Origin of the sequence: Geobacillus sp. JS12, from assembly GCF_001592395.1 — a bacterium.
Taxonomy (GTDB): domain Bacteria; phylum Bacillota; class Bacilli; order Bacillales; family Anoxybacillaceae; genus Geobacillus; species Geobacillus zalihae.
Window position 1 is genome coordinate 2,542,501 of record NZ_CP014749.1, and the last position, 21,165, is coordinate 2,563,665.

25 protein-coding genes, 1 tRNA gene, 1 rRNA gene and 1 pseudogene (1 of these 28 only partly in view) are annotated in these 21,165 nt (G+C 54.5%); 10 read left to right on the top strand and 18 right to left on the bottom strand.

Annotated elements, in window-relative coordinates:
- Both A0V43_RS12470 and A0V43_RS12475 read right to left on the bottom strand, forming a co-directional pair.
- A 16S ribosomal RNA gene (locus tag A0V43_RS12470) occupies nucleotides 1–55 on the bottom strand; it reaches 1,502 nt to the left of the window's first position.
- 484 nt (nucleotides 56–539) lie between these two features.
- Nucleotides 540–707: a hypothetical protein gene (locus tag A0V43_RS12475; RefSeq protein ID WP_236930820.1), complete on the bottom strand. Its 168-nt coding sequence runs from the start codon at nucleotides 705–707 to the stop codon at nucleotides 540–542.
- An 89-nt stretch (nucleotides 708–796) separates the two neighbouring features.
- Between A0V43_RS12475 and A0V43_RS12480 the strand changes: the two genes are divergently transcribed.
- The gene (locus tag A0V43_RS12480) at nucleotides 797–1,615 is read left to right on the top strand and encodes a protein-glutamine gamma-glutamyltransferase (RefSeq protein ID WP_063193213.1); all 819 of its coding nucleotides are present in this window, start codon (nucleotides 797–799) and stop codon (nucleotides 1,613–1,615) included.
- Here A0V43_RS12480 and A0V43_RS12485 read toward each other — a convergent pair.
- Nucleotides 1,586–2,494, bottom strand: coding sequence for a DMT family transporter (locus A0V43_RS12485; protein WP_063193863.1), 909 nt, complete (start codon nucleotides 2,492–2,494; stop codon nucleotides 1,586–1,588). The genes A0V43_RS12480 and A0V43_RS12485 overlap by 30 nt on opposite strands.
- A gap of 117 nt (nucleotides 2,495–2,611) precedes the next feature.
- Between A0V43_RS12485 and A0V43_RS12490 the strand changes: the two genes are divergently transcribed.
- Nucleotides 2,612–3,289, top strand: coding sequence for an MgtC/SapB family protein (locus A0V43_RS12490; protein ID WP_011232387.1), 678 nt, complete (start codon nucleotides 2,612–2,614; stop codon nucleotides 3,287–3,289).
- A gap of 72 nt (nucleotides 3,290–3,361) precedes the next feature.
- A tRNA-Ala gene (locus A0V43_RS12495) sits at nucleotides 3,362–3,434 on the top strand.
- Nucleotides 3,435–3,665: 231 nt separating this feature from the next.
- Here the strand turns inward: A0V43_RS12495 and A0V43_RS12500 are convergent.
- Nucleotides 3,666–4,037 (bottom strand): annotated as a pseudogene (locus tag A0V43_RS12500) (DnaD domain protein); the annotation flags it as partial.
- Nucleotides 4,037–4,195: a hypothetical protein gene (locus A0V43_RS21020; protein ID WP_373278108.1), complete on the bottom strand. Its 159-nt coding sequence runs from the start codon at nucleotides 4,193–4,195 to the stop codon at nucleotides 4,037–4,039. The pseudogene A0V43_RS12500 and the gene A0V43_RS21020, both read right to left, overlap by 1 nt.
- 250 nt (nucleotides 4,196–4,445) lie before the next feature.
- Here A0V43_RS21020 and A0V43_RS12505 point away from each other — a divergent pair, with 250 nt between their 5' ends.
- A complete protein-coding gene (locus A0V43_RS12505; RefSeq protein ID WP_063193864.1) occupies nucleotides 4,446–5,327 on the top strand; it encodes a thermonuclease family protein in 882 nt (293 codons plus the stop codon).
- Nucleotides 5,328–5,526: 199 nt separating this feature from the next.
- On the opposite strand, the gene A0V43_RS12510 is transcribed toward A0V43_RS12505, so the two are convergent.
- Both A0V43_RS12510 and A0V43_RS12515 read right to left on the bottom strand, forming a co-directional pair.
- The gene (locus A0V43_RS12510) at nucleotides 5,527–5,778 is read right to left on the bottom strand and encodes a hypothetical protein (protein ID WP_063193215.1); all 252 of its coding nucleotides are present in this window, start codon (nucleotides 5,776–5,778) and stop codon (nucleotides 5,527–5,529) included.
- A 56-nt stretch (nucleotides 5,779–5,834) separates the two neighbouring features.
- Complete coding sequence (locus tag A0V43_RS12515; protein ID WP_128578028.1) at nucleotides 5,835–6,335, bottom strand: GNAT family N-acetyltransferase; 501 nt, start codon at nucleotides 6,333–6,335, stop codon at nucleotides 5,835–5,837.
- Nucleotides 6,336–6,407: 72 nt separating this feature from the next.
- Between A0V43_RS12515 and A0V43_RS12520 the strand changes: the two genes are divergently transcribed.
- A complete protein-coding gene (locus tag A0V43_RS12520; RefSeq protein WP_236930821.1) occupies nucleotides 6,408–7,607 on the top strand; it encodes an MFS transporter in 1,200 nt (399 codons plus the stop codon).
- A 272-nt stretch (nucleotides 7,608–7,879) separates the two neighbouring features.
- On the opposite strand, the gene A0V43_RS12525 is transcribed toward A0V43_RS12520, so the two are convergent.
- Complete coding sequence (locus A0V43_RS12525; RefSeq protein ID WP_013144368.1) at nucleotides 7,880–8,068, bottom strand: H-type small acid-soluble spore protein; 189 nt, start codon at nucleotides 8,066–8,068, stop codon at nucleotides 7,880–7,882.
- A 112-nt stretch (nucleotides 8,069–8,180) separates the two neighbouring features.
- Here A0V43_RS12525 and A0V43_RS12530 point away from each other — a divergent pair, with 112 nt between their 5' ends.
- Nucleotides 8,181–9,176, top strand: a complete 996-nt coding sequence (locus A0V43_RS12530; protein WP_063193217.1) for a potassium channel family protein — start codon at nucleotides 8,181–8,183, stop codon at nucleotides 9,174–9,176.
- Here A0V43_RS12530 and A0V43_RS12535 read toward each other — a convergent pair.
- From A0V43_RS12535 to A0V43_RS12545, 3 genes are all read right to left on the bottom strand, one after another.
- Nucleotides 9,173–9,577, bottom strand: a complete 405-nt coding sequence (locus tag A0V43_RS12535; RefSeq protein ID WP_013144366.1) for a YugN-like family protein — start codon at nucleotides 9,575–9,577, stop codon at nucleotides 9,173–9,175. The genes A0V43_RS12530 and A0V43_RS12535 overlap by 4 nt on opposite strands.
- Before the next feature lie 275 nt (nucleotides 9,578–9,852).
- On the bottom strand, nucleotides 9,853–11,202 hold the full coding sequence (locus tag A0V43_RS12540) for a glucose-6-phosphate isomerase (protein ID WP_063193218.1): 1,350 nt from the start codon (nucleotides 11,200–11,202) through the stop codon (nucleotides 9,853–9,855).
- Nucleotides 11,203–11,715: 513 nt separating this feature from the next.
- Nucleotides 11,716–12,879: an iron-containing alcohol dehydrogenase gene (locus tag A0V43_RS12545; RefSeq protein ID WP_013144365.1), complete on the bottom strand. Its 1,164-nt coding sequence runs from the start codon at nucleotides 12,877–12,879 to the stop codon at nucleotides 11,716–11,718.
- Between the two features lie 148 nt (nucleotides 12,880–13,027).
- Here A0V43_RS12545 and A0V43_RS12550 point away from each other — a divergent pair, with 148 nt between their 5' ends.
- On the top strand, nucleotides 13,028–13,261 hold the full coding sequence (locus A0V43_RS12550) for a DUF378 domain-containing protein (protein WP_011232397.1): 234 nt from the start codon (nucleotides 13,028–13,030) through the stop codon (nucleotides 13,259–13,261).
- Between the two features lie 106 nt (nucleotides 13,262–13,367).
- Here the strand turns inward: A0V43_RS12550 and yugI are convergent, their stop codons facing one another.
- The 4 genes from yugI to A0V43_RS12570 all read right to left on the bottom strand — a co-directional run bounded on the left by yugI (nucleotide 13,368) and on the right by A0V43_RS12570 (nucleotide 15,825).
- Nucleotides 13,368–13,733, bottom strand: coding sequence for a S1 domain-containing post-transcriptional regulator GSP13 (gene yugI / locus A0V43_RS12555; protein WP_013144364.1), 366 nt, complete (start codon nucleotides 13,731–13,733; stop codon nucleotides 13,368–13,370).
- A gap of 104 nt (nucleotides 13,734–13,837) precedes the next feature.
- Nucleotides 13,838–15,010, bottom strand: coding sequence for an aminotransferase (locus A0V43_RS12560; RefSeq protein ID WP_063193219.1), 1,173 nt, complete (start codon nucleotides 15,008–15,010; stop codon nucleotides 13,838–13,840).
- Nucleotides 15,007–15,507, bottom strand: coding sequence for an Lrp/AsnC family transcriptional regulator (locus A0V43_RS12565; protein WP_013144362.1), 501 nt, complete (start codon nucleotides 15,505–15,507; stop codon nucleotides 15,007–15,009). Before A0V43_RS12565 ends, A0V43_RS12560 begins: the two co-directional genes overlap by 4 nt.
- A 54-nt stretch (nucleotides 15,508–15,561) precedes the next feature.
- Entirely contained in the window at nucleotides 15,562–15,825 is a 264-nt protein-coding gene (locus A0V43_RS12570; protein WP_013524508.1) for a YugE family protein, read from the bottom strand.
- Between the two features lie 154 nt (nucleotides 15,826–15,979).
- On the opposite strand from A0V43_RS12570, the gene A0V43_RS12575 reads away from it, so the two are divergent.
- The gene (locus A0V43_RS12575) at nucleotides 15,980–17,140 is read left to right on the top strand and encodes a MalY/PatB family protein (protein WP_063193866.1); all 1,161 of its coding nucleotides are present in this window, start codon (nucleotides 15,980–15,982) and stop codon (nucleotides 17,138–17,140) included.
- Nucleotides 17,141–17,385: 245 nt separating this feature from the next.
- Here A0V43_RS12575 and A0V43_RS12580 read toward each other — a convergent pair whose 3' ends face one another.
- The 3 genes from A0V43_RS12580 to kapD all read right to left on the bottom strand — a co-directional run bounded on the left by A0V43_RS12580 (nucleotide 17,386) and on the right by kapD (nucleotide 18,878).
- Nucleotides 17,386–17,910 carry a superoxide dismutase family protein gene (locus A0V43_RS12580; protein ID WP_013524510.1) on the bottom strand — a complete coding sequence of 175 codons (525 nt, stop codon included), beginning with the start codon at nucleotides 17,908–17,910 and terminating at the stop codon, nucleotides 17,386–17,388.
- Between the two features lie 55 nt (nucleotides 17,911–17,965).
- Nucleotides 17,966–18,181, bottom strand: a complete 216-nt coding sequence (locus A0V43_RS12585; RefSeq protein ID WP_063193220.1) for a hypothetical protein — start codon at nucleotides 18,179–18,181, stop codon at nucleotides 17,966–17,968.
- 76 nt (nucleotides 18,182–18,257) lie between these two features.
- On the bottom strand, nucleotides 18,258–18,878 hold the full coding sequence (kapD, locus tag A0V43_RS12590) for a 3'-5' exonuclease KapD (RefSeq protein ID WP_063193221.1): 621 nt from the start codon (nucleotides 18,876–18,878) through the stop codon (nucleotides 18,258–18,260).
- 369 nt (nucleotides 18,879–19,247) lie between these two features.
- On the opposite strand from kapD, the gene A0V43_RS12595 reads away from it, so the two are divergent.
- Together A0V43_RS12595 and A0V43_RS12600 are read left to right on the top strand one after the other, a co-directional pair.
- Entirely contained in the window at nucleotides 19,248–19,685 is a 438-nt protein-coding gene (locus A0V43_RS12595) for a hypothetical protein (RefSeq protein WP_060788707.1), read from the top strand.
- A 20-nt stretch (nucleotides 19,686–19,705) separates the two neighbouring features.
- Complete coding sequence (locus tag A0V43_RS12600) at nucleotides 19,706–21,028, top strand: ArsB/NhaD family transporter (protein ID WP_063193222.1); 1,323 nt, start codon at nucleotides 19,706–19,708, stop codon at nucleotides 21,026–21,028.
- The last annotated feature ends 137 nt before the right edge of the window (nucleotides 21,029–21,165 follow it).

Sequence of the window (21,165 nt, forward strand, 5' to 3'; positions counted from 1 at the left end):
TGTATTAGGCACGCCGCCAGCGTTCGTCCTGAGCCAGGATCAAACTCTCCAAAGAAAGTTGATTGGCTTTTCGGATTGTCCAGCTTCGGCCGCTATCGGCTCGCGACGCTTCGTGTCCCGCTTTGGCGGGCTAAGCCCGCTCGCGGGCCTCTCTGCGCGTTTCGCCGATAGGCAAGCGGCCTCCACTTTTCTATTACGCTTCGTTTCGTTCAGTTTTCAAGGAACAAGCTTTCGACTGTTTTGTCTCTCTCAAACAGCTCTTTTATGTTAGCATAACATCTTTTTCGATGTCAACTGCTTTTTTTGCTTCGCATCGCTGTCAAACAACCTCTTCGATCAGCGACGTTTTCTAATATACCACCTTAACTCGAAAAAAGCAATACCTTTTTTAAAAAAATTTTAGGACGCGCTGATCCATCCCCGTTCCCTCTTCTCCATCCCACAGGAAAGCGTTCTTTTCCTAAAAAAGGGGAATGAACACCGGCGCGAGTGCATACATTTTTTCTATGGCATCGCTATATAGATGCGATTGGACGCTTTCACATCGACGGCTTTTGCAGAGCGACTGGATGGACTGTCAGGCGACCGAACAACGCCGCTTCCAGCCCCACGCCTGGGTCTGTGAAGCAGGTAGTCGTTCCGTCTTCCGCCGCGCCAAGGTGCGGCGAAGAAGACGACGGTTTGCCTCGGGCGGTCGAAATAGGCAAGCGACTTTTTTCGTCAAGGACGTGGAGAACTTTTCCGTTTTGCATCTATATCGTTGTTGCGATCCTTTCATCAAGGAGGCTTCTTCACTTTGATTCGCGTGTTGTCACCAATCAACTTTGACGTTTCGAGTTCGTTTTCGCTTCCGGCCAGCGAACAACGAATCTTAGATGCCCTTGTTTCCTCGCCTAAGTTGTATACGTATGCAAATAAACACCAGCTTCGATTTGAAATCGCCTTGCGCGACCGCATTGTTCGGGCGGCGGGCGAGTTGGCGAAAAGCCGGGCGCGGTTTGCCATTTTCCGTTTTTCGCGCTGCAACAGCGATTTCTGGACGCGGGACGAGCGCGGCGGCTTCCGTCTTCGTCCAGATGTCACGGCTTCCGAAGCGATTCAGGACATTTTTGTCCATAGCGAGCGATACGCGTTTGAATGCGCGACCGCGATCGTCATCGTGTTCTACAAAGCCGTGCTTGACGTAATCGATCCAGCGGCATTCAACCGGCTGTTTGCGGATTTGCTGCTGTATGACTGGCATACCGACCGGGATCTTGGCATTCAAACAAAAAAAGATGAACACTTTCTCCCCGGAGATTGCCTCTATTTCAAAAACCCGGAATTCGATCCGCTGACGCCGCAATGGCAAGGGGAAAATACGATCTACTTGGGCGACGGGTTGTTTTACGGACACGGCATCGGCATTCAGACGGCAGACGGCATTATCGCCGCCCTCAATCGAAAGCGAAAGCAGGGGGCGACGAAATCGGCTTACCTGCTTCCCGATATCACACAAGTCGATTTCGCTTATTTGTCCCAATTCGCTCGCCGCCTCGATGAATTCCGCCTGCCGATCCGCCGCTCTTCGTTGATCGTCGGAACGTTAGGGTCCGCTACGTTCTTGCACCGTTAGCGGACCTTTTTCGCTTTTCTCCCACAAATACAGGGCGATTCCTGTTAAAATAAAAATACCGCCGATCCATTGAAACGGACGGATCGGTTCGCCAAACAGCCAGTAGGCCAAGGCGGAAGCGCCGATCGGTTCAAATAAAATCGCCATCGACACCGTCGAGGCGCTGACCCATTTGACCGCCCAGTTCATCACCGAATGGCCGAGCAGCGTTGGAATGACGGCGAGAGCGAGAAAACAAAGCCAATCCGTCAGCTGATACGCCGTCAGCGAAAGGCGAAACAGCATCGCGTACAGCCACAACACCGCCGCGCTGATGCCATAGACGATATAGGTATACGTCATCAATGACAACCGTTGGCGCACCTCTTGGCCGAACAGCCAATACGCTGTGACAAACGCGCACGAAAGCAGCGCCAATCCATCGCCGTACAGCGCTTGGCCGCTGACGCGGAAGTCTCCCCAGCTGATGAGAACGCTGCCGATAATGGCCAACACCGCGCTCCCGACCGCGCCGACGGTCAACCGTTCGCGGAAAAACAACGCGCCGCCTGCGAAGGCAAACAGCGGCTGCAGCGTCACAAGCACGACCGAGCTGGCGACGGAGGTATAGTCAAGCGATTCAAACCAAAGGATAAAATGAAAGGCAAGCAAAACCCCAGAACAGAGCGAAAATAGCCAATCGCGCCGAGAGATGCCTCGGAGTTCGTTTCGATGCTGGAGGAACAACGGCGTCATGATGACAACGGTCAAAAAGAGCCGATAAAAGGCGATCACCGCAGACGGCGCCTGCGACCATTTGACGAAAATGGCGGATGTTGACACGGCAAGCGCACCGATGAATAGAGCGGCATAAGCCTTGATGGTGCTTGGCGGCTTCATTCGTTTTCCTCCCCTTGTCTCGGTCAAGCGCAGTTCTTGGCCGCCGTTTTCACGCCGGGCGAAAACAGGCGTCATCAGGCGTTTTCTTTCATTATACCATGAACGAGGTGAGAAGCGATGATGTTTGATCCGTTCCTCAAACTAGGGATTTCCGCCATTCTCGGGCTGATCATTGGGCTGGAACGGGAATTGAAGCGAAAACCGGTCGGGTTGAAAACGTGCCTTGTCATTTCCATTTCCAGCTGCTTGCTTACCATCGTTTCGATCGAATCGGCGTACGTCTTTCCGCTCAAAGACCATATTACGATGGACCCGCTTCGACTGGCGGCGCAAATTGTGTCCGGAGTTGGGTTCCTAGGAGCGGGCGTCATTTTGCGCCGCGGCAACGACAGCATCACCGGGCTGACGACCGCCGCGATCATTTGGGGGGCGGCAGGGATTGGAGTGGCGGTCGGCGCAGGCTTCTATTGGGAATCGGCGTTCGGCGTCGCGCTTCTCATTGTCAGTGTGGAACTCATTCCGTTTTTGATCAATTTTTTCGGACCGAAGCAGCTGCGCGAAAAAGAGGTGCTGCTGCAAATCACCGTAGCGGACGCCAAAAACATTACAAAGGTCATCGACCATTTAAAACAACAGGACATCAATATCAAAACGATGCGCATTAAAGATGTTGAAGAGAATGAACATTTGCTGAAACTAAGAGCCGTCATTGACCAAAAGCGCTCGACCGCCGAACTTTACTACGTCATCCGCTCCATTGACGATGTCGTGCACGTTGATATTGAAAGCGGGTGATCAAAAAAGGATTGCAATTGTCCGCATCCATATATATAATGGGACATGGACAGATCATCCATATCCTTTTTTGGGGCATTAGCTCAGTTGGGAGAGCGTCGTGCTGGCAGCGCGAAGGTCACCGGTTCGAGCCCGGTATGCTCCATTTGCCAAACCCTTGCCGTGCAAGGGTTTTTTATTTTCGTTTCGGAAGATGGCGATGAGCCATCTCCCTGTGAACAAATTCCCAAAAGAAGCCTCCCACCATCTAAACGTGAAGGGGCGCCAGCACCAGTGAACGACCTGACTGAACTTCAAAGCGTGGGGCACACGGGAGATCGCTCGGTTCACGTCCCGTCATGAGATGAGACTGCTCGGGCTCTTACGCCCTTCGGCTTCATCCGTCCAGGTTGGTTTTGTATTTTTTCAGACGTTCCTCGAGCTCTCGGCGCGCCTGCTCAACGTCAAAGTCGTCGTCTTCCGGCTGGCTGTAATCCATCTTCAGCCAATCCGGCACGATCTCGGTGCGGATCGGTTTCCGCATCGTTCTCCCGCCATCGGATGAAGGCGGGGCGGATCGCTGCTTCATCCGCTGTTCCCGAAACGCCAACCGCGCGGCGCGCACTTCGTCCACGGTGCGGTACCCTTTCTCCGTACAATCGCGCAAAATCGTGTCCACGTACACCCACCGTTTGGCGCCGTTTTCCACCGCGATTTTCAATGCTTCCAACACCAATTCCTCGGACGCATCGTCCACCCACGCATTGATCACGTGTTGTACACCCACTTATAGCCGTCATGGACGTTTTCGCTTTTCTTGAGCCAATAATGCAGCTGCTGAACAACGATGCTTTCGTTCAACCCGATCGCCAAAGCGAGCTGCGGCAAAATGACCAACGGTTGATCATCGAAAAGCAAGTTGGACATGTCATCCTCTCCCCCTCAAACATCCTTGATTGACGAGATGTTTCCTCATCGTTCCACTTTTTTGATAAACTTTATCGTGAACGAACGCAAATCGCCTAACAGCGCGATAACGGCCATATTGGCTTGATTTTTCGCTGAAAAACGGCAAAAACCGGCATAACATGTGCGATCGTGTGCTGAAACCCATCCATTGCGGACATCCGGTTCTTGTTCAAGAGGAAGAAATGTTTTTCGAGTGGAGGGATCGTTTTTGAAACGAATGGTCATATTCTTGTTTTGTTTCCTGTTGATGTTCCCGATTTCCGCTTTTGCCCACCCTGGCGAGCTTGATGAGTTGGGCGGGCACTTCCGCGGCAGCGACTGCGTGTATTTGCTCCATGAGCCGACTGCGCTGGCGAAGCAGGCGAAAACGAAACAAGAGCTTGTCCAACTTATTCAGAAATACAACGGCAATGAACGATGCAAGCGGCATCTCACCCCAGAACGAATCGACCTGGACGGCCATACGCTGGGGAAGAAAGAAGATCGTTCTACGTTGCGCCTTGGCCGCACCTACCCGGCTGAATTGGTCGAGTGCATCGACGGCGATACGGCGAAGTTTCGCGTCAACGGCCATGTATACACGACGAGGTTTTTGTTCATTGATACGCCGGAGAGCACGATCCAAGTCGAACCGTATGGGAAAGAAGCAAGCCGGTTTACATGTTCCCGCTTGCATCAAGGGAACATTTTGCTTGAGACCGACGGAGACGCGCTGTTTGACAAATACCAGCGGCTGCTCGCCTGGGTGTGGGTCGGCAAGCGCCTGCTGCAAGAAGACCTCGCCAAAGCCGGACTTGTCGAAGACTTTTATGACTATGGCGATTACAAATACGAAGCGCGCGTCCGCAAGGCGTACGAGGAGGCGAAACGAACCGGAGCGGGCATGTACGGCAAGCGTGCCGCTGGAGAGAGGGAGGGGGCAGGGACGGAAACGCGGCCGCAGACGAAGGAAAAGACGGCCAAGACCGATCACCCGCCGGCTTTGGAGAACAAAACGCCGCTCGAACGATCCGGCCGTCCGGTTCTTTATACGCTGCTTGGCCTAGCGGCGGCCGCCGCGCTCTATTGGCTCATCCGCCGGTTGACATGATCAACGGCCGGTGATGGAACGAATATCAGGCTTTGCAACAATGTTTTTTCAAATAAAAAAAACCTTGCAGCGCCGCAGTTTCATCCCTTGAACTTTCTCACGCACGAATCTGTCGCCACCCTTCCGGGGAAAAGAAAAAGCCTGTCCCCAGCGGGCAGGCCTTTTCTTCAACGTTTTCATCTTGTGTTTTCTCTCTCCCTCATTGCCTCGGCAATAGCTCTTCAATGCCATCTCGACCGTTTTCCATCGACGCCGGCGCCGAATCGAGCCGCCGAAATCCGTATTGTTCAAGGCGCATGATTTGTTGGTCGGTCAAATCGGTGTACGCGATGACAGACGGCGTGCCGGACGATTTGTAAATCAAATTGCCGGTCACCGGGCATTGAAACGCGTCAGCGACAAATCCTTCCCCATCTTGGATCGTAAACAGCCGAATCGGCATGACGTTCATATCCTTCCCTCTTTCCGTTCATCCTCATTACTTATGACTTCCCCGCCTCCCCCATTCTATACAAGCCGTTTGCCGACAATGACCAAATCGCGTTCCACGCCGTCCAATTCCGCCACGCGCGGAAAATATCCCCATCGTTCAAATCCGAAGCGGGAGAAAAGCCGCAAACTTGGTTCATTATGCGCAAAAATAAAGCCGAGCAGCGTCTTGATCCCCAGTTCGGGCGCCCGTTCGACCGCCCGCTCGAGCAGCTTCGCCCCAAGCCCCCGGCCGCGATGCGTTTCGGCGATATAAATGCTTACCTCCGCCGTATGGCGGTACGCCGGGCGGCCGTAAAACGACTGAAAGCTGAGCCAGGCGCAAACCGCGCCGTCGTCCTCGACGACCCAAAGCGGACGATGGTGCGGGTCGTGATCCTCAAACCACGCCCGCCTGCTGTCAACCGACACAGGCTCCAAGTCCGCCGTCACCATCCGGCTCGGGATCGTTTCATTATAAATGCGGACAATGTGCGGCAAATCTTCCATCGTCGCATCGCGGATCAACCATGATTCCATTCTCATCCCCACCTTTTCTCGATAAGCATTTCGTTTCCAAAAACGAAAAAAGCAGGAGTATAATCATAACATATGGACTGGCAAAGAAAGGGGAAAGAGATGAAGCGCCAGCTTGTCGTCTATCTTGTGTCGCTCGCCGCGTTTCTCGGCCCGTTTACGCAAACGATTTACACTCCTATTTTACCAGAAGTGCGGGAGGCGTTTGCGACTTCTTCGTTTTTGATCAACTTGACGATTTCCATTTTCACGTTCTTCCTGGCGATGATGCAAATCGTCTATGGTCCGCTCACCGACCGGAAAGGACGGAGGACGGTGCTGCTTGGCGGCATCGTCATCTACATCGCCGCTTCGCTCGGCTGTTTTTTCTCAACATCCATTTATGCGCTCTTGTTTTTCCGCGCCTTGCAAGCCGTTGGCATCGCGGCCGGGTCGGTCGTCGCCGCCACGGTCATCGGCGACTTGTTCACCGGCAAAGAGCGCGGGCGGGCGATGGGGACGTTTCAAATGATGGTCTCACTTGGCCCTGTCGTCGGGCCGATCGTCGGCGGCTTTTTGGCAGAGCATTTTCCATTTCGCACCGTCTTTTTGGCGCTCGTGGCCGTCGGCGGCTTAGTTGGTGCCGGCAATTTCCTGCTGCTGAAGGAAACGAAACCGGAAACGGCCGTTTCGTCCCCGTTTCGCCTCTCCGACTTCGCTTCAGTGCTCCGCCGCGCCGGGTCGTCGATCGTTCTGCTTGGATTTGTTCAATATTACTCGCTGTATAATTTTCTCGTCTTTTTGCCCAGCATCTTGACGGATCGGTACGGTCTGTCGGCGCAGGAAAAAGGGACGGTGTACTTGGCGATGTCGTCCATGATCGTCATCGGCAGCTTCCTCGGCGGGCGCCTTCAAGGACGCTTCCCGGAGCGGCGCATCCTCTTGGCGGCATCGTACTTGACCGTGCTGTCCATTTTCTTTTTCTTGATCGCAGCCCAACGATCGCTTTCGCTGCTTGTTTTGGCCATCGCCTTGTTCGGCTTGTTTTTAGGCCTTTCGCTCCCGGTGCAAACAACTGTGCTGACGAACGTCTTTCAGGCGAACCGCTCGACAGCGATCGGCGTGTACAACTTTTTCCGCTATATGGGCATGGCGTTCGGACCGATGATCGGCAGCGCGCTGTTTGCCGTTGGAGGGTATCATCTCGTCTACGGAATGGATGATCTTCTCTTTTTCGCCTGCGCCTTGCTGTTGACAGTACGTGTTGCCCGGACGCACCGCCAATCCGCTGTCTGACAAAACGAAGCCGCTTGCCCGACATGTTGTTCGGCAAGCGGCAGATTTCCTCGTCTTTCGCTCCATCAACGTTTCATCTGATGTCTACGTCCTTGCATCGACTCCTTCTGATTGTCGTCTGAAAAGCCGTCTTGTTCACGAAACAGACGGCGAACAACAACCGTTTTCTTGCGGGCCGCCCGGACGCTTCATGCCGGAAAACGCCTTTACTCGAACCAAGCGCGCTCGGGAAACGCAAGAAGGCTCCCGCGCTGTCAGCCGGCCTCCCCTTTTCACTCCCGCTCTTCCGTCAATTCCGAAACCGGCACATCCCGGCGCTCATGAAGCCGCCCGTCGCGCAAATGGACGGTCGCCGTCTGTTTTTCTTCATCATACCCGTCAATCCATACCGATACGCCGTTGTAATACACCGGAATATCGGCAGGAGAAGAAACGATTTGTTTGACACGGTTCATATCCATGACCACTGTCCCCTTTCTCTCATGTTCCGTTTCCTAGTATGGGAAAAAACAGGAATGTTTATGCAAAAACGGCTCACACTAAAAAAAGACAAAAGCAAAAGAGGGGTGGACGATGAAAACAAGAAACGTGCTGTTATCGTATTGGCGCTGGCCGCCCGTGCTTCGCCTGTTTGTCTCGGCGAGCGCGTTGATCGTGTTGTTTGGCGCGCTGATGCGCTTCATTGAACCAGAGACGTTCCGCACGGTGTTCGACGGCGTGTGGTGGGCGATCGTGACCGCGGCGACAATCGGCTACGGCGACATCGTCCCGAAAACGGTCGCCGGAAAACTCGCGGCCATTGGGCTTATCATCCTTGGCACCGGCATCCTCACTGCTTATTTCGCTTCCGTCTCCGCCGCGGCCGCCGCCCGGGAAACCGCCTTTACAAGCGGCCAGCTCCCGTATACAGGGGGCGGCCATGCAGTGATCGTCGGCTGGAACGAGAGGGCGCGCGAGGTGCTCTTTCGCCTCTCGCGGCACGACGCCTCCATGCGTTTCGTCCTCATCGACGCCACCGTTCCGTCCCACCCGCTTCTAGACGCGCCGGTTCATTTCATTAAAGGAACGGCAAGCGACGATGCGGTGCTGGAGAAGGCCAATATTCAAGAAGCGCGTTTTTTGCTCATCACCGCCGATCCGCATAAAGCGGAATCGGAAGCCGATAAAGATACGATTGTCACGCTGCTTGCCGCCAAAAGCCTCAACCCGTCGGTGTACGCCATCGTGGAAATCCTAACGGGCCGAAACGTCCAGAACGCCTTCCGCGCCGGGGCGGATGAGGTGATTCAGACAAACTTGCTGGCGAGTTTCGCCATGGCTGCCAGCCTTCGCTCGCCGGGCGCCGCCAGCGTGTGGGAGACGGCGCTTTACCGCCTGGACGGACAGACGCTCTGCCTTCTCGAACCAGACGAACAGCAAATCGGCCAGCCATTCGCCGCCGTTCAACAGCAGCTGTTCAAGCAAAACGTGACGTTGCTTGGCGTCATCCACGGAGATCACGGAGCGATTTCCGTTGCACCGGACCGCCCGATTCAACAAAGCGACCGCCTGTTTGTGCTTGCCCCTTAATCGAGCAGGCGGCGCTCCAGCTCTTGGACAAGCGCCTTTCCGACGGAAATGTATCGCTCGGGTACGGTCGCATCCGGGTCTTGCGGCTCGGCAAACTGATTGAATGAGGCGCTGATGTTGCCGACATCGGCGAAATCATCGATGCCCCGTTGGTATTTATGCGCAAGCAAAAACGGCCGCCCAAGCTCCACCGTCGTTCCGTGCGAATCAAGCTGCCCGTCGACCGCCCGAAACGGCACGCGCAAAAACTGGTAGCCCGCGTCATCGGCGATTTTGTAGTCGAAATAGCCGTGATCGTAGTCCCACCCGCCGCCGATTGTATATCCCATTGGTTTTAATTGCTCTTCCAAATGGTACAGTTGAAATTGTTTCCCTTCCAAACGCGATGGCATTTCAATCATGCACAATCCCTCCTTTCTTTTATCGTTTCCCGTTTGGCAGGGATTATTTGTCCGCGGCAGCTTCAGACGCTTGGCGAAAAACGGCAGGGAGCAATAAACCCTCGTCCGGGCATTGTGAGGCCGGACGATCCGGTATGTATAACAAAACACCTCTTCCCCCGCAAAAGGGAAGAGGCGCTTTTTCCGTCGTTCCGTCCGCCGTTTCGGGCGCGACTCGGGTCGAGCCGCGAGTCATCTCCTCCGAGAAAACAGCAGCTTGGCGATGGAACACGTTGTTATTTCAACCGTTTCTCCAGTTCTTCCTTCAGCTGCTCATAGCCTGGTTTGCCTAAGAGGGCGAACATGTTCTTTTTGTATGCTTCCACTCCCGGTTGGTCAAATGGATTCACCCCGAGCAAGTAGCCGCTCATGGCGCATGCTTTTTCAAAGAAGTAGACGAGGTAGCCGAACGTATATTCATCGAGCTTCGGCAACGTGATGACCAAGTTCGGCACGCCGCCGTCCGTATGGGCGAGCAGCGTCCCTTCGAACGCTTTTGTGTTGACGAAATCAACCGTTTTTCCCGCCAAATAGTTCAGTCCGTCAAGGTCGTTTTCTTCGGCTTCAATGATCAGCTCATGACGCGGTTCTTCCAGCTTCAACACTGTTTCAAACAAATCGCGGCGCCCTTCTTGAATGTATTGGCCGAGCGAATGCAAATCGGTCGAGAAATCAGCGGAAGCCGGGTAAATGCCTTTTTGATCCTTCCCTTCGCTTTCGCCGAACAGCTGCTTCCACCATTCGGCGAAATAGTGCAGCGCTGGTTCGTAGTTGACGAGCAGCTCGATCGTTTTCCCTTTGTTGTACAAAATGTTGCGGATGGCGGCGTATTGGTAAGCGGCGTTTTCCTCAAGCTCCGAGGAGCTGAAATCGTCGCGCGCTTTGGCCGCTCCTTCCATCATGGCGTTAATATCCGCGCCGCTTGCGGCAATCGGCAGCAGCCCGACCGCCGTCAGCACCGAGTAGCGGCCGCCGATGTCATCCGGAATGACAAACGTCTCGTACCCTTCCTCATTGGCGAGCGTCCGAAGCGCGCCGCGCTTGCTGTCGGTCGTCGCGTAAATGCGGCGGCGCGCTTCCTCTTTGCCGTATTTCTCCTCAAGCAGCTTGCGGAAAATGCGGAAGGCGATCGCCGGCTCGGTCGTCGTCCCCGATTTGGAAATGACGTTGATCGAGAAGTCTTTCCCTTCCAAGAAATCGATGACGTCTTTCATATACGTCGAGCTGATGTTGTTGCCGACAAAAATGATTTGCGGCGTTTTCCGCTTTTCTTTTGGCAGGGCGTTGTAAAACGAATGGTGCAGCATCTCGATCGCCGCCCGCGCGCCAAGGTACGAGCCGCCGATGCCGATGACGACAAGAACATCAGAGTCCGATTGGATTTTGTTCGCCGCCTCCTTGATGCGCGCGAATTCTTCTTTGTCATAGTCGACCGGCCAGTCAAGCCAGCCTAAAAAGTCGCTTCCAACACCGGTTTTTTCATGAAGCGAATGATGCGCGACTTTCACGGCATCGCGCAAGTATGTAAGCTCATGTTCACCAAAAAAGGCGAGCGCTTTCGAATAGTCAAAGCGAATGTGGGTCATCGATTTCCGCCTCCCCTTCAAGAATCATTGCCTTCTTTCACTTTAGCGGAATAAACAAGGGAAATCAAGCAGCCCACCTTTTTGGAAACGGATTCATTTTTCGCCATGTTCGCCGCGCCGATTTCCTTGCGTAACGTCTGGAGGGATGGTGATGCAACGAAAAAGACAGCTTATCCCAGCCATTTTTCAATTAGAGAAACCTTGTGAAATCGGCTCTCTTTTCTGATGAAACGCCGCCGATTTGCGAACAAAACTCGTTTTTCACCCGCCTTCTAGGGGGCTCAGGCTGCTCGCCTCAAGAAACGTAATCAACGTTGTGCTTTTTCCTCATTCGAGAACCATGGATTTGAGCGAGGCGGCTGTTTTTCGCGCCCTCCTCCCTTTCCACCGTCCTGCGGGATCGGGAGCACGCCCAGGCAAACCAAGAAAATAGGAAAAGCGCCAGCTCAGGCAGATTCCGTCGCCGAGCCGGCGCCATCATCGATCGATTCGCGAAGCCGCCGCATCGCCTCATTAAAGGGAAGCGCGCAAAATGGCGAGCACATCATCGCGGTTCAATGTTTTGAAACGGCCGAACTCGCCAAACGCCATCGCTTTATCGGCCATCAGCTCCAAGTTTTCCTCGCCGATGCCATAGTCCGCAAGCCGCGACGGCGCCCCGAGGCTCGACCAGAACTCGCGCAGCCGCTCGATGCCTTCAAGCGCCACATCGCGCTCGGATTTGCCCGCCGGATCGACATCGAACACACGCACCGCGAGCTGGGCGAAACGGCTGACGTTTTCATCGAGCACATGCTTCATCCAGTTCGGGAACAAAATCGCCAATCCCCCGGCGTGCGGGATGTCATACACGGCGGAAACGGCATGCTCAATATTGTGCGTCGCCCAGTCGCCGCGGACGCCCATTTGCAAGAAACCGTTTAAGGCGATCGTGCCCGAGTACATGATCGTCTCGCGCAGCTCGTAGTTTTCCAAATCGTTGATCAGTTTGGGCGCCGTTTCGATCACGGTTTTCAACACCGCTTCGCACATCCGGTCTTGCAATGGCGTGTTCGGCGTATGATGGAAATATTGCTCAAACACATGCGACATCATATCGACAATGCCGTAAACCGTATGGTCTTTCGGAACGGTCATCGTATACGTCGGATCCAAAATCGAAAATTGCGGGAACGTAAACGGGCTGCCCCAGCCGTATTTTTCTTTCGTCTCCCAGTTTGTGATCACCGAGCCGGAATTCATCTCCGACCCAGTGGCCGCCAGCGTCAAGACGACGCCGAACGGCAGGGCGCCGGTGACGGGCGCTTTTTTCGTGATAAACTCCCACGGATCGCCATCGAATTTCGCCCCGGCGGCGATCGCTTTCGTGCAGTCGATGACGCTGCCGCCGCCAACCGCCAGCAAAAACTCGACGCCTTCCCGTTTGCAAATGTCCACCCCTTTTCTTACGGTCGAGACGCGCGGGTTCGGTTCGACGCCTGGCAGTTCGATGACCTCGGCGCCAATGTTCCCCAATATCTTCATCACTTCATCATACAGTCCGTTTCGTTTGATGCTGCCGCCGCCATACACGAGCAGCACTTTCTTGCCGTAGCGCGGCACTTCTTCTTTGAGCCGTTCGAGCTGCCCTTTTCCGAAAATCAGTTTCGTCGGGTTGCGGAAAATAAACTCTTGCATATGGATGCCCTCCTTTTCCTGAATCTATTATGGCAGCGCCTGCCACCGGTTGTAAAGCCAACTGCTTTGGCGGCAAACGATGCATATTTTTCACGACTGCGATTCATCCTATAAGTTGAAAAGAAATTTTCCAAAGGAGGCAAACAAGATGGGAGCATTGCAGCGCATTGCGCTATTGTTGACCATTATCGGCGCCATTAACTGGGGACTAATCGGCTTTTTCCAATTTGACTTAGTCGCCGCCATTTTCGGCGGCCAAGACTCCGTTTGGTCGCGCATCATCTACAGCTTGGTCGGCATCGCCGGCTTGATCAACTTGGCGCTGCTGTTCAAACCGGCCGAAGAGCTTGGGCGCACTGAACCGAAAACATCGCGCACATGACGGAAAACCATTGGGACACTCACCGCCTGACGGTGGGTGTCTTATTTTTTTGCGCCTCTCCCGGCCTCAAAGCGTCATGGACTCTCACCGTTTGGGGCGCACAGGGTTATGGTTTCGGCCAATTTTCTTTCTTGGACTGCTCAATCCATTCGCGCAGTTTTTCCTTCAACGGGCGAAACCCCGACTTGAGCGGCATTTTCATGCGCATATGGCGTTTTTCCTTTTCCCCGGCAGGTTCGAGCGCCTTTAGGGACAGGCTCGCCCTCCTCGCCTTTCGATCGACGTCCAACACCTTGACCGTCACTTCATCCCCGACATGGACGTAATCGCGCACATCTTTCACAAATTGATGGGAAATTTCAGAAATATGGATCAACCCTTGCATGCCGTCCTCAAGCTGGACGAACGCGCCATACGGCTGAATGCCCGTCACCTTCCCTTTCACGATCGCTCCTCGTTTGATCGTTGACAAGCGAAACACTCCTATTGATGAATTTCGTCTATGTTTCTGTATTATAACATAGACCGACAGCAAACCCCAAAAAAAGATGTCCCGCCGACGGCGGAACATCCCAGTTACAGGCGCGCCAAAAACCGTTTCATTCGCTTAAGGGCTTCTTGCAGCTGTTCGAGCGATGATGCGTATGAACAGCGGATATAGCCTTCCCCGCTTTGGCCGAAAACGTTGCCGGGGACGACCGCCACTTTTTCTTCGATGAGCAGCCGCTCAGCAAACTGCTCCGACGTCAAACCGGTCGGCTTGATGGACGGGAAAGCGTAAAACGCACCGCCCGGCAAATGGCACGGCAGCCCGATTTCATTGAGCGAGGCGACGAAATAGTTGCGCCGCCGCCGGTAGCTGTTGCGCATCTCGGCGACATCGCGCTCTCCGCTGCGAAGCGCCTCAAGCGCCCCATATTGCGCCATTGTCGGCGCGCACATCATGGCATACTGATGGATTTTCAACATCGCCTGCAAAATCTCATCCGGCGCTGCCGCAAACCCGAGCCGCCATCCGGTCATCGCAAACCCTTTGGAAAAGCCGGAAATCAAAATCGTCCGCTCGCGCATGCCGCTAACAGCGGCCATGCTCGTGTACTCTCCTTCATACGTCAGCTCGGCGTAAATTTCATCGGCAATGACGAGCAAATCGTGTTCATGGGCTACACGGGCGATCGCTTCAAGCTCCGTGCGGCTCTGCACCGTTCCGGTCGGGTTGTTCGGCGAGCAGATGATGACCGCCTTCGTCCGCTCGGTGATCGCCCGTTCAAGGTGCGCCGGATTGAGCTGAAACTGGTCTTCGCCAGACGTGCAAACAGCCACCGGCTTCCCGCCCGCGAGCACGACAAGCGGCTCGTAGGCGACAAAACTCGGTTCGACGATGATCACTTCATCGCCCGGGTTGATGATCGCCCTAAGCGCCAAGTCGATGGCTTGGCTCGCCCCGACCGTCACTAAAATTTCTGTCTCCGGACAGTAGTCGACATGAAACTTGCGGCGCAAATAAGCGGCGATTTCTTGGCGGAGCTCCAAGAGCCCGGCGTTGGCCGTATACGACGTATAGCCTTGCTCGAGCGACAAAATGCTCGCTTCGCGAATGCTCCAGGACGTGACAAAATCCGGCTCGCCGACGCCGAGCGAAATGACGCCATCCATGGTGGAAGCAAGGTCGAAAAAGCGGCGGATGCCGGATGGTTTCAAGCCCGCAACCGTTTCCGACACGTACGTTTTTCTCGTTTGCGGCTTCATGGCGACACCACGATGCGGCGATCTTGATCTCCTTGGTCAAAGACGATGCCATCGTGTTTGTATTTTTTCAAAATGAAATGGGTCGTCGTTGAAATGACAGAATCGAGCGTCGACAGTTTTTCCGATACAAATTGGGCGATTTCCGCCATCGAACGCCCTTCGATCACGACCGATAAGTCGTAGGCGCCGGACATTAAGTACACCGATTTCACTTCCGGGAATCGGTAAATGCGTTCCGCCACCTCGTCAAAGCCGACACCGCGCTTTGGGGTCACCTTGACGTCGATCATCGCCGTCACTCCTTCGCGGCCGTCCGCCTTCCGCCAGTCAATGAGCGCCGTATATTGGACGATCACTTTCGCCTCTTCTAACTTTTTGACGAGCGCTTCCGTTTCTTCGACCGGCAAATCGATCATCTTCGCCAGCACATCGATCGGCGTTCGTGCATCTTTTTCTAATATTTCGATAATTTCCAGCTCTTTTTCGCTCAATTTCACGCAGCATCCCTCCATTTCATCGGTCGGTTTCGCCAAACCGGCCGCCTGTCGTCATCACGGGAGCGGACAGGACGCCGCTTGCTTCAGCTCAAGCAGCCGGCGGGCGAGTTTTAGGCAGTGGGGAAAAGGAATCGGCTCGTCAAAGGCGAATTCATATATGGACTGAATGCGGGCGGCCAACGTGCGGGCGTCTTCCGTCTCATACACCGCCTGGAGCACGCTGGCCGCCTCGACGTCGTAGGCGTCTTTTCCAAGGCCAAACGGGTCCCAGGCGCCGATCCATTCAAGAAGAAGCCGATTCAACTGTTGTCCGTCCATGCCGCCGCCATCCACCTTCTTTCTTGATGCTATGATATAACCCATTATAAGCCATCGATTCGAAAAAAAGAAGGGAGAAGATGCAACAATGTTTCCATTCGATGAAGGGAAAGGACCGCATCGTTCGCGTGCTGAGAAAGGAGAAGGCGCGATCATGTTTCCGTTCGACCGCGTCATCGACCGCCGGGGCACGCTGTCGGTGAAATGGGATGACGTTCATCGCGTGTTCGGCCGCGAAGACGTATGGCCAATGTGGGTCGCCGATATGGATTTTCCCGCGCCGAAAGAAGTGCAAGAAGCGCTGCGGCAACGGGTGGAGCACGGCGTGTTCGGCTACACCGTGATTCCCGATTCACTCAAAGAAGCGGTGTGCCAATGGCTTGAACGCCGTCATGACTGGACGATCGATCCGTCTTGGCTCGTGTTTGCCCACGGCGTTGTGCCGGCGGTCGCCGCCGCCATCGAAGCGTTTTCCGAACCAGGGGATCGCATCATCGTTTTTTCCCCGGTCTACCGGCCGCTGTTTGATCTCGTCCGCCGTCATGACCGCACGCTTCTGTTCAGTCCGCTGCGCCTTGAGGAAGACAACTATGCGATCGACTGGGACGACTTGGAGCGAAAGCTGCCCGATGCCAAACTTCTCATCCTTTGCCATCCACACAACCCGGGAGGCAAATCATGGACAAAAGAAGAACTCGAACGGCTGGGAGAACTTTGCCTCAAGCACGGCGTCTTCGTCCTTTCCGACGAAATCCACGCCGATTTGACGCTCCCGCCAGCCAAACACACGCCGTTTGCCTCGCTCCACCCAGAGCTGGCCGCGCAAAGCGCCACGTTCCGCGCGCCGACGAAAACGTTCAACCTCGCCGGCTTGCAGGCGGCGGAAGTCATCCTTCCCGACGAATCGCGGCGCCGGGCGTTCCGCCGCGTCCAGCAGCGGCACGGCTTTTTTACGCTGAATGCGTTCGCCATCGTCGGAGCGGAAGCGGCCTACCGCCATGGCGGACCGTGGCTTGACGCCTTGCTTGATTACTTGCGGCAAAACATCGACATGACCGCTGCCTATTTAGCGGAACACTTGCCGCCGCTCCGCGTGATCCGGCCGCAAGCGACGTATCTCGTTTGGATCGACTGCCGCGGCCTTGGCCTTTCCGAGGCGGAGCTGAAGCGTCGGCTCCTTGAAAAAGGAAAACTCGCCGTCGAATTCGGCAGCAAATTCGGTCCCGAAGGCGTCGGCTTCATCCGTTTGAATATCGCCTGCCCGCGCCCGACGCTGGAGGAAGGGCTGCGGCGGCTGGCGGCGGCGCTAGGCTAGCTTTGCGCCAAAGAAGAGCGGCCAAGCGGATGGCGAAAGGGAAAAGAAGCAGCGCCGAATCCGTTGCGGGGTTCCTCCATCCATGTAAACCAAAAGAGCAAATGAAGCCAAACGATCGTTCCTTTCCGTTCTCTGTTCTGCCAACCATGTGCAGCAGAAGCCGTGCGACCGCCAGTTTCTCGCATTTCCCATGCGAAGCGCTACCCTGGCCACGTGAAACAGGGGCCCGCGCGCGAGCCCCTGTTTCACGACGACTTGATTTCCCCGCAGGCGATCCGTCCGCCGGCGTCTCCCGCCGGCTGGGTCATGCCGTCGTCTTTCTTGGCGTGAATGACAATCGATGTTCCGTCTTTTGTAAGCAGCGAGCCTTTCTCTCCTTCTTTCAGCGTCACATTGGGCGCCGTCAGCTCGACGTTGACCGTGCCGTCATCCTTCACAATAATGTTCGGCAAATCGCCGGCATGCGCCCCCTCCGGGTGTAAAAGGCCGTGCTTTTTCCCATCCGGATTGTAATGACCGCCGGCCGATTGGAAATCGGGGGGTTTGCAGCTTCCGTTTTCATGGATGTGAATGGCGTGCTCTCCCGGCGGGAGGCCTTCCAAGTCAAGCTTCAGCCGCACCCCTTCCGCCTGTTCAGTCAACTCGATCGTACCGATCGAATCGCCGTCCGCATTGATCATCTCCACCGTCCGGCTCGTTCCATTCTCTTGGCCGCAGCCGGACAACACGAGCGCTGCAGCGAACACCACACCGTACGTTTTTCGCAACACGAACCACCCTCCAGCATCACTTGTTATCCGCCAGTATTGCCGGAGGGTGGCTCGTTTATACTCCGGGCGGCTCCTTCCGTTCCTCTCGTTTTCCAAGCAGCTGTTCTTCGAGCCGCTTCGCTTCCTTCTCCTGCCGCCGGGAGATAACGATGATGAGCCGCATCGTGAACACCGCCATCAAGAAAAAGACAGCAAACGAAATGGCTGCGGGAATGTATTCACGTTTGTCTTCCGGAAAGTACAAAAATAAATTCAGCACCGATGGCCACATAAGGAAACAACCTTTCTGCCTAAAAAATCGTCCACTTTCTATTATAACATAAAAAAGCCGCCGCCAACGCAGCAGGCTATAAAGCGAATTTTTTTCGCAGCTGGGTCAAATCAATCCGTTCTCCAATCGTCGGTGGCTTTGTCTTCGCCAAATATTTTTTGTCGTTTTCCACCAGCCGGAAAATCGTATACGCGGTGAACGCATCATCGAGCGCGCAATGGGCTTTTCCAACCGCCTCATTGCCGTACTCTTGCACCGCCTTGCGCAGGGCGGTTTGATTTTTGTTGCCGAAAAACCGCTTATACTCCATGGCTAAATCACGATGCTCGCCAGTGAATGGGAATTCGACTTGCGCGGATTGGCAGTTTTCCCGGAGCACTTTCATATCCATGCTCCCCCACGTCATCACTGTCGTCGGGCGTTCGCGGTCATATTGCCGAAGCAAGGAAACCAACTCATAAAAACTCATTCCGCGGTCAATTTGTTCTTGGGTGATGTCGAGAAACGACTTGCACCGTTCCGTGAGTTGCGGAAAGCGGAGCGGCTTCACATAGGAAGAAAATTGGCCGATGATCTGATCGTCCACAACCGCGACAAGGCCGACTTCAATAATTTCCGGGCAAAACCCGTTCGGGTTTGTTTTCGTCTCCGGCATCGTAAATTCAAAATCGAGAAACAAATATTGCGGGCTGTCCATCGTCGCTTCCCCCTTTCCGGCACGCTGCTGCCGTCCGTCTTACTATTATTATATCACGCAGAAGCGATTGTTTATTTCTTTTTTCAGAAAATGGCGAAAAAGAGGCGGATGACGGAGGAATCAACGACAGCCTTGGCGAAAAAAAGAAGGGCGGATAGACGCTTCCCATTCAAGCCAATCGTTTTTTCTTCCCCATCCTCTATAAGATCGGCGAAAAACAATCATTTCCCCTAAACCGATGGTTCTTGAGTGAAGAGAAGAGCAGCATTTATAAGGTTGATCCATTTAAGAAACGCTATTGTTGAGCCGCATTTCCTGTTAAATCACCAGACTTCTATGATATGATCAAGAAAAAAGAGGGTGGATGGAATGAAAAATGTCGTGATTCATCAGATTGTCACATGGATTTTCACCGAAGACCAACTGCGGGCGTATTGGAAAAAACAGAAGAAGAACCTTCCGTTCAGCGGGCTGACGGACCGTCAGTACATGAAACTGGCTGAAGACATGCTTGAACATTCCTCACACAGCCAGCTCGAGCAGCACTTGCTCGGCGGCAGGTGGCGTACGAAGGAGGAAGCGGAAGGAGCCATCCTCGCCGAAGACGAATCGCGCGATGACAGACATGTCGAGGTCATTGACACCGACGCCCCGGCTGAACCGAAACGGCGGATGCTGATCGATCGGGTACGCGAAATTCCTTGTCCGCATTGTTCCTTTACGTTTTACGTCCGTGAAGCCTCGAGCGAGCGCCGCGACTGGACATGCCCAGCGTGTGGGAGCGGTTTTCACGACATGACGACATAACTGGAAAGGGAGGAGTACAAATGGATCATACTGCTGCACATGTGTCAAACGTTCAGTATTATTTCGCCATTGCTGTTTTCTTGATTACATACGCTATGATCATCTCGGAAAAAATTCACCGGGCGGTCATCGCCCTGCTCGGAGCGGCGCTGATGGTCATCTTCGGCATCGTCGACACCGAGAAAGCGTTCTCCCACCATATTGAATGGGGAACGATCACGTTGCTGATCGGAATGATGATTTTAGTCGGCATCACAAGCAAATCCGGTTTTTTTCAATATATGGCCATTAAAGCGGCCAAGCTCGCAAAAGGCCGCCCGGTCCGCATTTTAATCATGCTTTCACTGTTGACCGGACTGCTGTCGGCGTTTTTGGACAACGTGACCACCGTGCTGCTTGTCGTGCCGGTGACGTTCTCCATTACGCGCATACTTCAAGTGAACCCGGTGCCGTACTTAATCTCCGAAGTGCTGTTGTCGAACATCGGCGGCACGGCAACATTGATCGGCGACCCGCCAAACATTATGATCGGCTCGGCGAACAAGCATCTCGACTTCAATGCCTTTTTGTTCAACTTGACGCCGATCGTCGTCGTGATCGCCATCATCACGGTCGCGCTGCTTGCGTTCATTTACCGAAAGCAACTGAAAACCGATCCAACGTTGATCCAAAAGCTGATGGAGCTTCGCGATGCCGACTACATTCAAGACGCCAAACTGATGCGCAAATCGGTCGCCGTGCTCGGGCTGACCATCCTTGGCTTTATTCTTCATTCCGTCATTCATGTCGATGCGGCCGTCATCGCCATGACCGGGGCGGTCGCGCTCATGCTCATCGCCGTGCCGGAGCACGAAATCGAGGATGTCTTCCATTCGATCGAATGGGGCACGATTTTCTTTTTCGCTGGACTGTTCGTCTTGGTCGGCGGGCTTGTTGACATCGGCCTGATCAAATCATTGGCGGAAAAAACGCTTGAGATCACCGGAGGCGATATTTCCACAGCCGCCTATTTCATCCTTTGGTTGTCCGGCATCGCTTCGGCGACGATCGACAACATTCCGTTTGTCGCCACGATGATCCCGCTCATTCAAGATATGGCGGTCGGCATGGGGCTGTCTCCTGACGCTCCGCAAATTGACGTGCTGTGGTGGGCCTTGTCGCTCGGCGCCTGCCTCGGCGGGAACGGGACGCTCATCGGCGCCTCGGCGAACGTCATTGTCGCCGGCATCGCTTCGCGCGAAGGACATGGCTTTACGTACGTTGATTTTTTGAAAATCGGCGCGCCGCTCACGCTCATCGCCTTGCTTTTGTCGCATGCCTATTTATGGCTGCGCTATTTGTAGCGTCCCGCCTGCGCAATGCATAAAGAAGGAGCGAAATGTGTACGAGGAACAACAAACTCAAACAATTGAACAGCTGCGCAATGCATAAAGAAGGAGCGAAATCGCCGCTTGGCTTCGCTCCTTTTTGGCTGTTTGCA

Bases quoted from the DNA above. Each gene is read 5' to 3' on its own strand.
- A0V43_RS12485 (WP_063193863.1), bottom strand. From the start codon at position 2,494: ATGAAGCCGCCAAGCACCATCAAGGCTTATGCCGCTCTATTCATCGGT.
- A0V43_RS12490 (WP_011232387.1), top strand. From the start codon at position 2,612: ATGATGTTTGATCCGTTCCTCAAACTAGGGATTTCCGCCATTCTCGGG.
- A0V43_RS21020 (WP_373278108.1), bottom strand. From the start codon at position 4,195: ATGTCCAACTTGCTTTTCGATGATCAACCGTTGGTCATTTTGCCGCAG.
- A0V43_RS12510 (WP_063193215.1), bottom strand. From the start codon at position 5,778: ATGAACGTCATGCCGATTCGGCTGTTTACGATCCAAGATGGGGAAGGA.
- A0V43_RS12515 (WP_128578028.1), bottom strand. From the start codon at position 6,335: ATGGAATCATGGTTGATCCGCGATGCGACGATGGAAGATTTGCCGCAC.
- A0V43_RS12520 (WP_236930821.1), top strand. From the start codon at position 6,408: ATGGACTGGCAAAGAAAGGGGAAAGAGATGAAGCGCCAGCTTGTCGTC.
- A0V43_RS12525 (WP_013144368.1), bottom strand. From the start codon at position 8,068: ATGGATATGAACCGTGTCAAACAAATCGTTTCTTCTCCTGCCGATATT.
- A0V43_RS12530 (WP_063193217.1), top strand. From the start codon at position 8,181: ATGAAAACAAGAAACGTGCTGTTATCGTATTGGCGCTGGCCGCCCGTG.
- A0V43_RS12535 (WP_013144366.1), bottom strand. From the start codon at position 9,577: ATGATTGAAATGCCATCGCGTTTGGAAGGGAAACAATTTCAACTGTAC.
- A0V43_RS12540 (WP_063193218.1), bottom strand. From the start codon at position 11,202: ATGACCCACATTCGCTTTGACTATTCGAAAGCGCTCGCCTTTTTTGGT.
- A0V43_RS12545 (WP_013144365.1), bottom strand. From the start codon at position 12,879: ATGCAAGAGTTTATTTTCCGCAACCCGACGAAACTGATTTTCGGAAAA.
- A0V43_RS12550 (WP_011232397.1), top strand. From the start codon at position 13,028: ATGGGAGCATTGCAGCGCATTGCGCTATTGTTGACCATTATCGGCGCC.
- A0V43_RS12560 (WP_063193219.1), bottom strand. From the start codon at position 15,010: ATGAAGCCGCAAACGAGAAAAACGTACGTGTCGGAAACGGTTGCGGGC.
- A0V43_RS12570 (WP_013524508.1), bottom strand. From the start codon at position 15,825: ATGGACGGACAACAGTTGAATCGGCTTCTTCTTGAATGGATCGGCGCC.
- A0V43_RS12575 (WP_063193866.1), top strand. From the start codon at position 15,980: ATGTTTCCGTTCGACCGCGTCATCGACCGCCGGGGCACGCTGTCGGTG.
- A0V43_RS12585 (WP_063193220.1), bottom strand. From the start codon at position 18,181: ATGTGGCCATCGGTGCTGAATTTATTTTTGTACTTTCCGGAAGACAAA.
- kapD (WP_063193221.1), bottom strand. From the start codon at position 18,878: ATGGACAGCCCGCAATATTTGTTTCTCGATTTTGAATTTACGATGCCG.
- A0V43_RS12595 (WP_060788707.1), top strand. From the start codon at position 19,248: ATGAAAAATGTCGTGATTCATCAGATTGTCACATGGATTTTCACCGAA.
- A0V43_RS12600 (WP_063193222.1), top strand. From the start codon at position 19,706: ATGGATCATACTGCTGCACATGTGTCAAACGTTCAGTATTATTTCGCC.